Annotated in this window: 12 protein-coding genes; 7 read left to right on the top strand and 5 right to left on the bottom strand. The window is 72.6% G+C overall.

Annotated features, from left to right (window positions below):
• Window positions 1–84 precede the first annotated feature (84 nt).
• Window positions 85–975 carry a helix-turn-helix domain-containing protein gene (locus tag ER308_RS07585; RefSeq protein ID WP_131154424.1) on the top strand — a complete coding sequence of 297 codons (891 nt, stop codon included), beginning with the start codon at window positions 85–87 and terminating at the stop codon, window positions 973–975.
• A gap of 55 nt (window positions 976–1,030) precedes the next feature.
• Window positions 1,031–2,002 (top strand): ATP-dependent 6-phosphofructokinase, encoded by a 972-nt coding sequence (locus ER308_RS07590; RefSeq protein ID WP_131154425.1) that lies wholly within the window; start codon window positions 1,031–1,033, stop codon window positions 2,000–2,002.
• Window positions 2,003–2,033: 31 nt separating this feature from the next.
• On the opposite strand, the gene ER308_RS07595 is transcribed toward ER308_RS07590, so the two are convergent.
• The 3 genes from ER308_RS07595 to ER308_RS07605 form a co-directional block, all read right to left on the bottom strand.
• A complete protein-coding gene (locus ER308_RS07595) occupies window positions 2,034–3,212 on the bottom strand; it encodes an ABC transporter permease (protein WP_131154426.1) in 1,179 nt (392 codons plus the stop codon).
• The gene (locus ER308_RS07600; RefSeq protein WP_131154427.1) at window positions 3,212–4,153 is read right to left on the bottom strand and encodes an ABC transporter ATP-binding protein; all 942 of its coding nucleotides are present in this window, start codon (window positions 4,151–4,153) and stop codon (window positions 3,212–3,214) included. Before ER308_RS07600 ends, ER308_RS07595 begins: the two co-directional genes overlap by 1 nt.
• A 172-nt stretch (window positions 4,154–4,325) precedes the next feature.
• Window positions 4,326–5,147 (bottom strand): inositol monophosphatase family protein, encoded by an 822-nt coding sequence (locus tag ER308_RS07605; RefSeq protein ID WP_165491892.1) that lies wholly within the window; start codon window positions 5,145–5,147, stop codon window positions 4,326–4,328.
• 135 nt (window positions 5,148–5,282) lie between these two features.
• On the opposite strand from ER308_RS07605, the gene arfB reads away from it, so the two are divergent.
• A complete protein-coding gene (gene arfB, locus ER308_RS07610) occupies window positions 5,283–5,711 on the top strand; it encodes an alternative ribosome rescue aminoacyl-tRNA hydrolase ArfB (RefSeq protein ID WP_131154429.1) in 429 nt (142 codons plus the stop codon).
• A 103-nt stretch (window positions 5,712–5,814) separates the two neighbouring features.
• Here the strand turns inward: arfB and ER308_RS07615 are convergent, their stop codons facing one another.
• Window positions 5,815–6,249, bottom strand: coding sequence for a hypothetical protein (locus ER308_RS07615; RefSeq protein WP_131154430.1), 435 nt, complete (start codon window positions 6,247–6,249; stop codon window positions 5,815–5,817).
• Between the two features lie 124 nt (window positions 6,250–6,373).
• Between ER308_RS07615 and ER308_RS07620 the strand changes: the two genes are divergently transcribed.
• Together ER308_RS07620 and ER308_RS07625 are read left to right on the top strand one after the other, a co-directional pair.
• Entirely contained in the window at window positions 6,374–9,067 is a 2,694-nt protein-coding gene (locus ER308_RS07620; RefSeq protein WP_131154431.1) for a bifunctional acetate--CoA ligase family protein/GNAT family N-acetyltransferase, read from the top strand.
• Window positions 9,068–9,216: 149 nt separating this feature from the next.
• Entirely contained in the window at window positions 9,217–11,676 is a 2,460-nt protein-coding gene (locus tag ER308_RS07625; protein WP_131154432.1) for an AfsR/SARP family transcriptional regulator, read from the top strand.
• Between the two features lie 47 nt (window positions 11,677–11,723).
• On the opposite strand, the gene ER308_RS07630 is transcribed toward ER308_RS07625, so the two are convergent.
• Window positions 11,724–12,260: a hypothetical protein gene (locus ER308_RS07630; RefSeq protein WP_131154433.1), complete on the bottom strand. Its 537-nt coding sequence runs from the start codon at window positions 12,258–12,260 to the stop codon at window positions 11,724–11,726.
• Between the two features lie 254 nt (window positions 12,261–12,514).
• Between ER308_RS07630 and ER308_RS07635 the strand changes: the two genes are divergently transcribed.
• On the top strand, window positions 12,515–13,075 hold the full coding sequence (locus ER308_RS07635) for a hypothetical protein (protein ID WP_131154434.1): 561 nt from the start codon (window positions 12,515–12,517) through the stop codon (window positions 13,073–13,075).
• Window positions 13,076–13,115: 40 nt separating this feature from the next.
• Entirely contained in the window at window positions 13,116–13,679 is a 564-nt protein-coding gene (locus tag ER308_RS07640) for a mismatch-specific DNA-glycosylase (RefSeq protein ID WP_240732005.1), read from the top strand.
• Window positions 13,680–13,713 lie beyond the last annotated feature (34 nt).

A 13,713-nucleotide genomic window follows, 5' to 3' on the forward strand; every position in this document is an offset into this window, starting at 1 on the left:
CATCCCCGCTACGACGACACATCCGGTACCAGCCAGCGGTCCTCAGCGTTGATAGGATGCAGCTGCTGATCGAAGGGGGGTTCCGTGACGGAAGCGGTCGATTCCCCGACCGTGGACGGCGACTTGCTGACGCTGCAGCAGGCCGCTGACCGTCTCAAGGTCCACTACATGACCGCGTACCGGTGGGTTCGCAAGGGCGAGTTGCCTGCGTTCAAGGCCGGCGGGCGCCTGCGGGTACGGACCGCCGACCTCGAACGGTTCGTCTCGGACCGCGAGGTCGACGTCGCACGGCCCTCCGCCCAAGGACAGGGCACCGACTGGCCGACCCACGTCGACCGCCTCCACGCACTGCTCCTGGGGGGCGAGGGCGTCGAGGCAGGCAACCTCGTGCGCAAGGTCGTCTCCGACGGCGCGAGCGCCGGCGACGCCTACCTGCGCCTGCTCGCGCCCGCGCTGCATCGCATCGGCGAGGACTGGGCCGCCGGCCGCATCACCGTCGCCGACGAGCACCGGGCCACCGAGATCGTCTCGGCGATCATGGCGCGCCTCTCCGAGTTCTTCCGCCGTCGAGGGCCCACCCGTGGCACCGCGGTGACGCTCACCGCGCCGGGCGACCACCACGCCGTCCCCGCCCGGATGGTCGCCGACTTCCTGCGCGCCGGCGGCTTCGACGTGCATCACCTCGGACCCGACGTGCCGCTCGAGGACCTCACGCTCTTCCTGCAGGTGGTTCCGAACGACGTCGTCTGCGTCTCGATGAGCACCCCCGATCTCGACAAGGAGACCGAGCGCAACGTCGTCGCGGCCTGCCGGGCCGCGCTCCCCGACGCGCTGGTCGTGTTCGGTGGGCGAGGGCACCGTCCCGAACGGGCTCGGGCCGCGGGTGCCGAGTCGGTGGAGGACCTCGCCGAGCTCACCGAGCGGCTCGACGCGTTGCTCGAGTCCCGGACCGACGACGAGCCCACCTTCACCTGAGGGCCCTCGCCGGCGTCACGAACAGCGGCGGGTCGCCCGGACAAGCGAGCGGAACATGCGGACGATCGCGGTACTGACCAGCGGGGGCGACAGCCCGGGGATGAACGCGGCCATACGCGCGGTCGTGCGGGCCGCCGACGCTCACGGGATCCGGACGATGCGCGTCGCCTCGGGCTTCGCGGGGCTGGTCGACGGGGATGTCGAGCCGATCACCAGCCGCGAGGTGTCGGGCATCCTGCACCTGGGGGGCACGTTCCTCGGCACGGCGCGCTCATCGCGCTTCCGGACCACCGAGGGGCGCCGCGAGGCTCAGAAGCACCTCGACCTGGCCGAGGTCGACGGCCTGGTCGTGATCGGCGGGGACGGCTCGTTCCGCGGCGCCGACGCCCTGAGCCGCGAGGGCCCGATCCGGGTCGTCGGCGTGCCGGGGACCATCGACAACGACCTGGCCGGGACGGACTGGACGCTCGGTTTCGACACCGCCGTCAACACCGCCCTCGAGTCGATCGACCGCATCCGCGACACCGCGGCGAGCCACGGCCGCCTGTTCTTCATCGAGGTCATGGGGCGCCACTCCGGGTGGATCAGCCTCTATTGCGGGCTGGCCGGTGGGGCCACCCACGTCCTGCTCCCCGAGACCCCGACCGACGTACGGCGGGTCCGCGAGGACGTTCAGCGGGCGTTCGACCTCGGCAAACAGTTCTGCCTCGTCGTGGTGGCCGAGGGCGACCAGGCGGGGGGTGCCTTCTCGCTGGCCGACCGCGTCGTGGAGGGCCTCAGGGACGTGGACCACCGCGTCACCGCCCTCGGCCACATCCAGCGGGGCGGGTCGCCGACGATGCGGGATCGCGTGCTCGGTTCGCTCCTGGGCGACGCGGCCGTGGAGGCGCTGCTCGATGGCGATGACCGCGTGATGGTCGGCGAGCGCAAGGGGCGACTCGAGCGCACCCCCCTGTCCCGCTCGTGGACCGACCACGAGGAGATCCCCGAGCCCTTGATCTCGCTCATGGATCGCCTCGCCCGCTGAACACCGGCTGTCCGGTGCGACACCGTCCCTGTCACTCACCGCCCAGCGCTCGTCGGAGCGACAGCTTCGAGCGCGTCTGCAGGACGCCGCGCTCGTAGATCCGGGCGGCAACGGGGACGAGCACGAGGATCGTCGCGACGGCCAGTGCCGCGGACAGCGCCACCTCCACCGGCGTCGTGGCGTCGATGGCCGTGCGGACCGGCTGCACGATCGGGCTGGTGAACGGGAAGTAGCCCAGTACCTGCACCGCCGCCGCCCCCGGATTGAACAGGGCGTACTGCCCACTGAACAGCGCCGCGACCAGGACGATGATCACCGGGCCCGTGGTGCTCTGCAGCTCCTCGACCCGCGGGACCAGGGCCCCCGCGATCGCGAAGACGGTCGAGTAGAGCACGTACCCCAGCAGGAACCATGCGATCAGCGCGGCGATCACCCCGAAGGCTCCCTCGGGCAGGTCCACGATCCCCGTGCCCAGGGCGCCGCCCACCCCCAGGCCGGCCACGAGCAGGACCGACAGCAGACCGAGGGCACCGAGCCCCAGCACCTTGCCGGCAAGGAGCTCCCGGGACGAGACCGTCGACAACAGCACTTCGACCACGCGGGACTGTTTCTCCTCGACGATGCCCTGCGAGACCCACTGCCCGAAGGTCGCCACCAGCCCGAAGAGGACGAGCACGCCGACGAGGGCGAGAAGGCCCTCCGGCTCTCCCTGGAAGACGCCCTCGCCCTCGCTCTCGGGGTCGATCGACTCGAACGAGATGGGGGCCCCGCCGGCGAGCAGCTCACGCTGTTCCAATGAGGACCAGCCCGCCCCCGCCATACGCTCCTCGATGGCGACGGACTGGCCCCCGGACTGCAACAGCGCCTCCGCGCTCCGCGGCAGGGCATCGTCCACCAGCACGGTCCGGCGGTCGACGACGGCCGCGTCGAGCTCACCATCCTCGAGGAGCGCCCGAGCCTCGTCGGGGCTCGCCTGCCGCACCTCGAAGTGCACACCGAACTGGGCCTGCTGTGCTTCCGCGTTGCGCACGATCTCCTCGGTCGACGCGTCGACGACGCCGACGACGGTGCGACCGTCGCCCTCGAGCAGCACTGGCACGACGGCCGCGGCGATCGCGACCAGCAGGAAGAACCCGATCGACAGCAGGAAGCTCTTCGAGCGCAGCCGTTCGCTGAACTCGCGACCGGCGACCAACAGCGTGTTGCGCATCAGCCGACCTCCGCGAGCGGCCCGCCCACGCGGGCCTGGTGGCGTTCGGTGACCACTTCCCGGTAGCGCTCGGCCAGCGACAGGTGCACGAACCCGAAGTGCTCGACGGACCCCGCGGCGCGGGCGGCGTCGAGCACCACGCCGTGGTCGAGATCCGGATCGAGCTCCAGCAGCACCCCGCCCTCGCGGCCCCGGACGCGGACGCCCGCCAGCTCGTCGACCCAGCCGCCCACCAGCGCGCCCGAGCTCCCGACCACCCGGACCCTGAGCAGCCGGTCGCCGTTCCCGCGCCGCAGCTCGTCGACCGTGCCGACGGCGACCAGCCGCCCGTCGTCGATGATGGCCACGCCGTCGCAGAGCTGTTCGACGAGGTCGAGCTGGTGGCTGGAGAACAGCACGGCCGCGCCGTTCGCCGCGGCGTCGCGCACCACCCGACTCATGGCATCGATGCCCAGCGGATCGAGACCACTGAACGGCTCGTCGAGGACGAGCAGCTCCGGGCCGTGCACGAAGGCAGCGATGAGCTGGACCCGCTGCTGGTTGCCGAGCGAGAGGTCCTCCAGCGCGTCCTCGGCTCGTTCGCTGAGGCCGAGCCGCTCGAGCCACCCGCGGGCCGCCCGGTCCGCGTCGCCGCGGGCGAACCCGTGCAGGCGTGCGAGGTAGGCGAGCTGGCGACGGACCGCCATCTTGGGGTAGAGACCGCGCTCCTCGGGCATGTAGCCGAACCGGCGGCGTGTGGCGGCGTCGACCGGGGCGCCGCACCAACGCACCTCCCCGCGATCGGCCGCGCCGACGCCCATGACGATGCGCATGGCGGTCGTCTTCCCGGCCCCGTTGGCCCCCACGAACCCGAACACCTGCCCCTGGGGCACGGCGAACGACAAGCCACCGAGCGCGACGACGTCCCCGAACCTCCGCTCCAGATCAACGAGCTCCAGCATCCACCGCTCCTCATCGAGACTCGTGCATCATCGGCCCTCCGCGGGTCACCCCGACGTGCCTCGAGCCGCCGGGAACAGTACGTGGTCGCGGACGCCCCGTCCTCCCCCGGGCGAGGTCGTGATCCTCCCACCGTCCGGTCACCGCGGCCCTCGGTCGAGCCGGGGGACGAACTCAGGCCGCCACGAGCGGGACGAGCACGGGGGCCAGCTCCGGGTGCGCGGCGACGAGCCGGTCGGCCTGGCCGACGGCGCGAACCTCACCACCGTCCGCGTCGAGCACCGCAGCGCCGGCCTCCCTGGCACACAGCAGACCCGCCGCCAGGTCCTCGGGCTCGGAGTCGACCAGCACCAGGCCGGACGTCCCTCCCGACGCGAGCAGCGACCAGTCCAGGGCGGGTGCCCAGGTGGTGAGCACCCGGCGGCAGCGGTCCTCCAGCCGTCGCCGCACGGCGGTGGCAGCGTCCGCGTCGGCCACCGCGTGTCCCTGGATCCACGACACCGTCGCGCGCTCCATCGGCGGGGGCGGACCCAGCGAGAGGGCACGTCCGTCGCGGTGCGCACCACGGCCGGCGACCGCGGTGGTCACCGAGCCCGCCACGATGTCCCGCACGACCCCCACCCGGGGCTCGCCGTCGACGACCAGCGCGATCGACACCGCGACGAGCGGCAGGCCGACCACGAGGTTGTTCGTCCCGTCCAACGGATCGACGAGCCACCGCCACTCCCGCACATCACCGTCGCCGCGGCCTTCGCCGTGCCCGGGGGAGGTCTCCGCACCGGCCTCCTCACTGGTGATCGGCACGCCGGGCGACCCTTCCCGGAGGCGATGGATGATCGCGGCCTCCGCCGCCTCGTCGAGCTCGGTGACGACGTCGCCGTCCCCGCCCTTCGCCCGCGCCGCCGCGAGCGGCAGCCCCGCCGACGACAGACGGGTCCGGATCGCATGACTGGCCTCCTCGGCCGCGGCCAGCGCGAGCTGGAGCGCCTCGTCCACCTCCACTTCCGCCTCGATTCCGTTCGGCGCCGGCCAGCCGGAGCTCGGCCGGCGCTGGGGTCGGCAGGCTCCCCACCATCGCACCCATGGCTCGAGGCCGTGCCGGCGACGACGGGAACGCGGCACGCTGGAGGCATGCCGGAGGACGGACTGCCGATCCGCGATGGGCTCGTGATCCCCGAGCCCGAGCTGTCGCTGTCCTTCGCCCGCAGCGGTGGGCCGGGTGGGCAACACGCGAACACGTCCGCCACGAAGGTCCAGCTGCGCTTCGACGTGGAGGGCAGCCCGACCCTCACCGAGGACCAGAAGGCACGGATCCGGAGTGCGCTCGGACACCGCATGACCATCGCTGGCGAGCTCGTGCTCGAAGCGAGCGAGCACCGTTCGCAGACCCGCAACCGCGAGGCGGTGCGTGGGCGGCTGCAGACGCTGCTGGCCGAGGCCCTGACCCCACAACAACCCCGGCGACCGACCCGGCGTCCCCGCTCGGCGGAAGCACGCCGCCTCGAGCACAAGCGCCGCCGTGGGGAGCGCAAGCGCCTGCGCAAACCGCCGGAGGGATGAGCGACCGTCGCCGGCCGCGCCTGCGGCCGACCTGCGCGTGATGCCCTTCGGGACGCTCGCTGGCCTGGCCGGCGCGGATGCGTCGCCGATCCGCCTGCGCACGTCAGCCGCGGGTTCGCAGTGACCTCCAGTGGCGCTCGGCCTCGAGCCAAACCTCCAGCGGCATGACGATCGCCGCGACCTCGCGCAGCACGACGTGGCCGTCGTCGGTGCCGTCGACGGCCTGCGCGGCCCGGTCACAGCGTGCCCGGGCCCGCTCGGTCGCCGTCCGACACCGCTGCCACTCGGCCTCGAGCTCGTCGACACGCCAGTCGGGCATCGCCGCGAGGATCTCGTCGAGCTCGTCGCGCATGAGGTCCACACCGACCTCGATCGGCGCGCGGGCCGCGCGCCCGACCGGCACGCAAGACTGCATGGCCTCTCGCGCCGCTTGGACCCGCTCGGCCTGGGCCTCGAACGCGGTGTGGGCGGGCCGCAGGTGCTCGGGTACCGTCCTGGGTCCCGCGCGCAACCGCGCCGCGATCGTTCGCCAGCTCACGGACCCAGGGTAGGCCAGAGGCGACCACGGGCGACGCCACCGGGCCCGTAGGCTGGAGCAACGGGACGTCCGACCACCGCGTCCCCAGCCGGCCGCTCGCCGATCGTGCCGAGGAGCCCACCCGATGCCACTGTCCAACCTCGCCCGCTACGAGTACGACGCCGTGCTGCGGGACGGCCGAACCGTGCGGATCCGCCCGATCCGCCCGGACGACCTCGACGCGATGATGGAGTGGTGGTCCAGGCTGTCGCGCGAGACCATCCGCATGCGCTTCTTCGCCCCGCGCTCGATGACCCGCGAGCAGATGCGCTACTTCACCGAGGTGGACTTCGACAGCCGCTTCGCGGTCGTCGCCGAGAGCGCGGGGCGCATCCTCGGCGTCAGCCGCTTCGACCGGCTCGACGAGGATCCCACGGCGGCCGAGTTCGCGGTCGTGGTCGAGGACGCCGAGCAGGGTCGCGGCATCGGCACGCAGCTGCTGCGGGCGCTGCTGCCCCCGGCCGACGAGCTCGGGGTCAAGTCGTTCACCGGCGACGTGTTGCGCGAGAACGACCGAATGCTGGCCGTCATGCGCGAGGCCGGCCTCGAACCCGCCTATGACGCCGACGGCAACGTCGTCACGGCGAGGTTCGGTGCCACCCCGACCGAGGAGTTCCTCGCGAGCAGCGACGAGCAGGACCGCCAAGCGGCGGTGGCGGCGCTCACGAGCATAGTGAAGCCGACGTCGATCGCGGTCGTGGGCGCGAGCCGCAAGCCGACCTCGATCGGCGGTCTCGTGTTCCGCAACCTGCTCGACGGCCACTTCACGGGCGCGGTCTACCCGGTCAACTCCTCGGCGCCGCACGTGCAGTCGGTCGCGGCCTACCCCAGCCTCGCCGCCTGCCCCACCGTCCCGGACATGGTCCTCGTGTGCGTCCCGGCACCGCTGGTCGCCGACACCGTCGAGGAGGCGGGCCGCCTCGGCAGCAAGGCCATCGTGATCATCTCGGCGGGCTTCAGCGAGGTCGGCGAGGAGGGTGCGGCCGAGGAGAAACGCGTGATGGGGATCGCCCGCGCGTACGGCGCTCGGGTCGTGGGGCCGAACTGCATGGGTGTCCTCAACGCGTCCGAGGCGGTGCGGATGAACGGCACGTTCAGCCAGGTGTTCCCCGATCCGGGGCGCATCTCGTTCTCCAGCCAGTCCGGAGCGCTCGGCCTCTCCATCCTGTCCGCCACCCAGAACCGCGGCCTCGGGATCAGTTCGTTCGCCTCGATCGGCAACAAAGCCGACATCAGCGGCAACGACCTGCTGCAGTACTGGGAGAGCGACCCCGACACCGAAGTGATCCTCCTCTACCTGGAGTCCTTCGGCAACCCCCGCAAGTTCGGCCGGATCGCCCGCCGCATCGGACGTCAGAAGCCCATCGTCGCCGTGAAGTCGGGCCGCACGAGCGCGGGGGTACGGGCGGCCTCGAGCCACACGGGCGCGCTCGCCGCGGGTGACGTCGCCGTGGACGCGCTCTTCCGACAGGCCGGCGTCATCCGGGTCGACACCCTCGAGCAGCTGTTCGGGACGGCGAGCGTCCTCGCGGACCAGCCTGCCCCACGGGGCAACCGCGTCGCGATCCTCTCGAACGGTGGTGGCCCCGGCATCCTCGCGGCGGATGCCTGCGAGTCGAACGGTCTGGAGGTGCCCGAGCTGGCGCCACAGACGCTCGAGGCGCTCGGTGAGTTCCTCCCGGCCGAGGCCGGCATCCGCAACCCGGTCGACATGGTCGCGAGCGCCACCGCCGAGGACTACGGCCACGCGCTGCGAGTGCTCGCCGAGGATCCGCACGTCGACGCCGTCATGGTGATCTTCATCCCGCCGATCGTCACACGCGCCAACGACGTCGCGCGGGAGTTGCAGGTCGCGCAGCGCGACCACCTGGATCCACAGATCCCGGTCCTCGGCGTGTTCATGTCCGAGGGCGGGACCCCACAGGAACTCCTCGACGCGCGGATCCCCGACTTCGATTTCCCCGAGGACGCCGCCGCGGCACTGGGCCGGATCGCCCAGTACGGCGCGTGGCGGCGTCGCCCGCTCGGCAACGTCGTCGACATCCACGACGCGGACGTGCCCGCGGCCCGAGCCGTGGTGGACGAGGCACTGGGCGGGACCCGCGACGAGGCGTGGCTCGACGCCTGGCAGGCGGACCGGCTGCTGCGCGCGTTCGGGATCGAGACCGCGCCGGCCCGGGTCGTCCACGACCCCGAGGAGGCCGCCGAGGCCCAGCGGCAGCTCGGGGGCGAGGTGGCGGCGAAGGTCGCGGCCCCGGTGCACAAGTCCGACATCGGTGGCGTCAAGTTGGGCCTCACCACGCCCGAAGCGACCGCCGAAGCAGTGCGGGCCATGCACGCCGAGCTGGTCCAGGCGAAACGGGAGGAGATCGCGGCGCAGGGGTTCCTGATCCAACGGATGGTCGGCAGCGGCGTCGAGATGGTCGTGGGCGTGAGCCACGACAAGACGTTCGGGCCCATCCTCATGGCAGGCATGGGCGGCACGCTCGTCGAGCTGCTTCGTGACGTGAGCGTGCGCATCCACCCGCTGACCGACACCGATGTCGAGGAGATGCTCACCAGCCTGCGCGGCTACCCGTTGCTGACCGGATACCGCGGCGGTGAAGCGGTCGACGTCGACGCCTTCAGGACCCTGCTGTTCCGCATGTCCGCGCTGGTCGAGGAGGTCCCCGAGATCGACGACGTCGACCTCAACCCCGTGTTCGTGCACCGGAAGGGGATCGCAGCCGTCGACGCGAGGATCAAGCTCGCGGCCGAGCATCCTCGGCCGCGACGCTAACGGGCTCGGCGTCCCGCGCGCCCGGCTTGTTCCCGTTCGACCGGCCGGGCCGCTACCCTTAGTACTGGAGCGGGCGCGCGGCGCAACCGCGCGGGACAGGCGGTCGACTCGGAGGACGTACGACGAACCCGAAGGCGGATCGATCAGCGGTGCCGTGGCGGTTCACGCTGCTGGGACCGCTGCGTCTGCACGTGCACGGCGCGCCGGTCCGACCGCCGGCACCGCGCCTGCAGCCGCTCCTCGCCTATCTCGCGCTCACGCCGGAGCCGGTGACACGCGAGGAGCTCGCGGTGACGCTCGCGCCCGGCGGCGGCGTCCCCGCGGGACGCCGCCGGGTCAGCCAACTGCTGTTCGCCCTGCGCCGCGCGCTCCCGGACCTGCCGCTGTCGGTCGACGGGGAGTTCGTGGCCCTGCCCCCCGAGCAACGGTGGGTCGACGGGGAGCGGCTGCGAACGATCGACCCCGCGAGTGAGCCCGACACCGCGACCGCGGTGCTGCTGGGGATCGAGGGCGAACTGCTGCAGGGCGTCGACTGCGACATCAGCCCCGGGGGCGAGTGGCTCGAGCGCGCCCGGCGCGCGTTCGAGGAGGCCGATCGCACCGCGTGTCGGGAGACCGTCCGGCAGCTGCTCGCACGCGGTCGTGACGACGAGGCGGTCATGCTCCTGCGGGCCGCGGTGGCTCGCCACCCGTTCCGGGAGGCGGACGCGATCCAGCTCGCCGAGCTCCTCGCGATGCGCGGCGACCGAGCGGACGCGCTCGGGGTCCTCGACGGACTCGAGGCGAGCCTGCAGGGCTACGGACTGGCGCCCGATGCCCGCGCCGCACAGCTTCGCGAGGAGCTCGTCGCCGGGAGGGTGGCCGCGCACGTCCGCGAAGTGCCGGGGCCTGAACGGGCAGCCGACGGCGTGAAGGCCGCGGCCGGTGCGGGGGACTTCGCCCTGGGTGCCCGGCTTCTCCGTGAGGTCGAGCACCGCCGGGACGTTCCCCCGGCCGAACGTCGGCTGGCCGCCGCACAGCTGGCGATCGCTCGCGAGGAGGAGTCCCGCGCCGAATCGCTGCTTTTCGGGTGTGACGGATCCGATCCGCGGGTGCTCGTGGCCTCCGCGGCGGTGGCCCGCACCCGCCACGATCACCGCCGCGCCACCGAGCTGGCCACCGAGGCCGTGCTCGCGACCAGCGGGCACGACGCACGCCCGGACGACCGGATCGACGCGCTCGTCGAGCTCACGGCCGCCCGCGGGCTGGGCGCCGAGGGGCGTCGCGCGCTCGAGAGCGCCGACGGCGCCGTGGCGACCGCCCGCGCGAGCGGTCGCGGCCTCGCCCGAGCGTTGCTCGCCCGAGCGATCGAACTGCACCGGCAGGTCCGCCTCACCGACGCGCGACCGTTGCTCACGGACGTGCTCCGGCTCAGCGAACAGCAGGGCCTCGCCCTCGACCGGGCGATGGCGCTGCACTACCTCGGCACGCTCTGCAACCTCACCGGGGAGTTGCCTCGGGCCCTGGCCCTACAGGAGGAGGAGGTGCAGCTTCGGCGCGACCTGGCCCTCGACCGCAGCGAGGCGATCGCGCTCACCGACCTCGCGAGCACCCGGTTGAAGCTCGGGGATCTCGAGCGAGGTCTGCGCGACACCCAGTTGGCCGTCGAGCTCGCGGACGGTCGCGACGACCCGCACACCCGCGCTCGGACACGACTCTTCCGTGCGTTCGCCCTGCACTGCGCCTCGGAGGACCACAACGTCGAGGCCCTGGCCAGGGTCCAGGAGGCCCTGGCGATCCATCGCGAGCACGTCGACCGGACGACCTGGGTGGAGGGCGCGCTCCATCTCCTGCGCGCGCAACTGCGCGGGCGGCTCGGGCAGCCCGAGGCAGCCCTGGCTGACACGGAGGAGGCCGCCGCCGTGTTCGAGGGTCGCGGCGAACCGGAGGTGCTGCCCCGGGTCTCGACGGTCCGCGCGCTGCTCCTGCTCGAACTGGGACGCACCCCCGAGGCCGTCCACGCCTCCCGGGAGGCGGTCCTCGCGGTCCTCGAGCAGGCCGCCGAGGGCGACCATCTGCCGGTGTTCTGGTTCGCGCACGCGCTCACCACCGCGGCGAGCGGCGATCAGGCCCGAGCTCGCGAGCATCTCGCGACCGCGTGGACCCATCTGCGCGAGCTCCTCCAGCTCGCCGAGGACGCCGAGCAGCGCCGGATGATGCTCGATCGCGACCCCACCACCCGGGCGCTGGTGGCCACGGCGAGACAGTGGGGGGTGGGCGACCGGGAAGCGCTCGTGACGATCACCGACCGGCCGAGCGGGACCTCCCGGCGGGCCGCGGTGAACGCGCCTGCGCCGATCCCGGCCCGGCCCGCACACGAGGGGGAGAGGGGCGCGGCCGGTGAACCCGGCCTCGAGACCTCGTCGGCGAACGGCCACGATGTCGCGGTCCGGCGCGCCGAGCTGGGCGGCCTCCTGCAGCAAGCGGAGCGCTCCGGGCTGCGGCCGAACGTCACCGAGCTCGCCCGCCGATTGGGGGTGAGCTCGCGCACGATCAAGCGCGACCTCGCCACGCTGCGTCGTCGTGGCGGTGAGCACATCACCGAGCAGGCACGGACGGCGGCGACCTGAGCTCCGGCCGTGCCACGGGCCGTGGCCGGGGCGGCCTCGCCGGCCGACTACGCCTCCTCGTGCTCGGCGGAGGTACCCAGCCAGGCCAGCGGATCGGTTCCCTCCGGGGTGGTCGCCGTGGCGAGGGGCAAGGCCCCCACGTCGTCCGACACCGTGACGAGGGCGAGCAGATCCCCTGCTGCCACGAACCGGACGACCGCCGCACGGGACCAGCGGCCCTCGTCGTCCGGCAGCCAGGCCATGGCGCAGAGCTCGTCGTCGAGCACCGCCCTGGTCAGCACCACCCCCGGTGATCGCTCCCAGACCGCGGTGAGTTCGTCGGCGAGCACCTCGAATCCGTCACCGGGCAGGTCCGGACACTCCACATCCGCACGGCAGAGGCCCTGGACGGCGTCGAGGTCGCGATCGTTGAAGGCGTCGACGAAATCGTCGCGGAGGGCGTTGAGCGTGGCGTCCACTCGAGGAGTGGCGGAGTCCCAATCGCTCATCTCGGTCTCGGCCGCCGCATCGGGGCGCACCCACAGGTCGTCCTCGACCGCGACGGCCGCCGGGTCGAATCGCGCACTCGGGGCGGTCGGACGCATGCCCCCTCCTTCGCGCCCGAGGGTTCGAGCGCTGCGACGGACCTCGGGCCGCGCCTGCAGGATGGCGCACCGACGGGGTAAAGGAAAGGGGCCGGGTGGGCGGTGTCCGCCGAGCGGATCACCGAGCCCGAGCTGCGAACCATGACGAAAATCGCGTCCAGACATCTTCTCTGCCAGTCGTGATTACGCGTCAAGCACTTCGCGCGTTAGACTGTGGGTGCCCTGGACGTTTCTAATCCTGGCGGAGGAACCCAATGGCAACGAAGACGCAGGATGAAGCTGTCCGGAACTATCTCGTGGCGTTGCGGGATCCGGACGCGATGCGTGATGACGAGCGCCTCGCGGAGCTGAAACGGAAGATCGAGGAAACCGACGACGAACTCGAACGTTTGCGACTGCGGCAGGAGGTACTCGACGCCGAGCGTCCGCCGGTCGAGCAGTTCGAGCAGGCGTTCATCAAGCATGCGAAAGCCTGGGCCGAGCAGCACGGGATCAGCGACCGTGCGTTCCAAGCCGAGGGGGTACCGCCACGGGTGCTCCGGAAGGCCGGCTTCACGGGGGTGCGTGGTGGCGACGGCCGCCGGACCAGCGGCACGCGTCGACAGCGCCGCAGTCGGGTCTCGGCCGACGAGGTCCGCAAGGCGCTGCCCAAGGGCACGTTCACGATCAAGCAGGTCGAGGAGGCCACGGGTGCGTCCGCGGCCGTGGTACGTCGCGTCGTGCAGGAGGAGGTCGAGGCCGGACGGGTGAGCGACCAGGGTTCGGATCCGGACCACAAGGGCCCCGGCCGGGCTCCGCGGCTCTACCACCGGTAGCGCGACCCCCACACGATCGCGTTCACGGCACGTACCGGCCGTGTCGGACGAAGCAGCGCGAGTCGAAACGTTCGCGGTCGTGCGCCATCCCTCGGGAGGGCCGCTGCCCGACATCGGCCGTCCCGGCATCGCCCTGCTCCTGTGCGGCATCAACCCCGGCACGACATCCGGCACGCAGGGCTGCCACTTCGCCGGGCCGAGCAACCGGTTCTGGCGGGCGCTCGCCGACGCCGGACTCACCTCACGGCGTCTCCGCCCCTCCGAGCAGGACCTCCTGCCCGCCTTCGGGATCGGACTCACGAACCTGTGCCCTCGCACGACCACGAGGGCCAGCGAGGTGTCCGCGGACGAGTTGCGCGGGGGGGCGGCCCGCCTGCGCCGCCTCGCTGCCGACTGGCGGCCACGGGTGGTCGCCGTGCTCGGCGTCACCGCGTTCCGCGTGGCCTTCGAGCGCCCGGACGCGCGCGTGGGTCCTCAGAACGACCCCCCGGGGTGGTGGGTCCTGCACAACCCCAGCGGCCTGAACGCCCACGCCACGCCGGCCGAACACGCGCAGAGTTTGCGCACGGCAGGGCGTGCAGCGGGGCTAATCGTCGACGCATAGGCTGGAGGATCCGCGCCCGACGGAAGGCGACAAC

Source organism: Egibacter rhizosphaerae (assembly GCF_004322855.1).
GTDB classification, from domain to species: Bacteria; Actinomycetota; Nitriliruptoria; order Euzebyales; family Egibacteraceae; genus Egibacter; species Egibacter rhizosphaerae.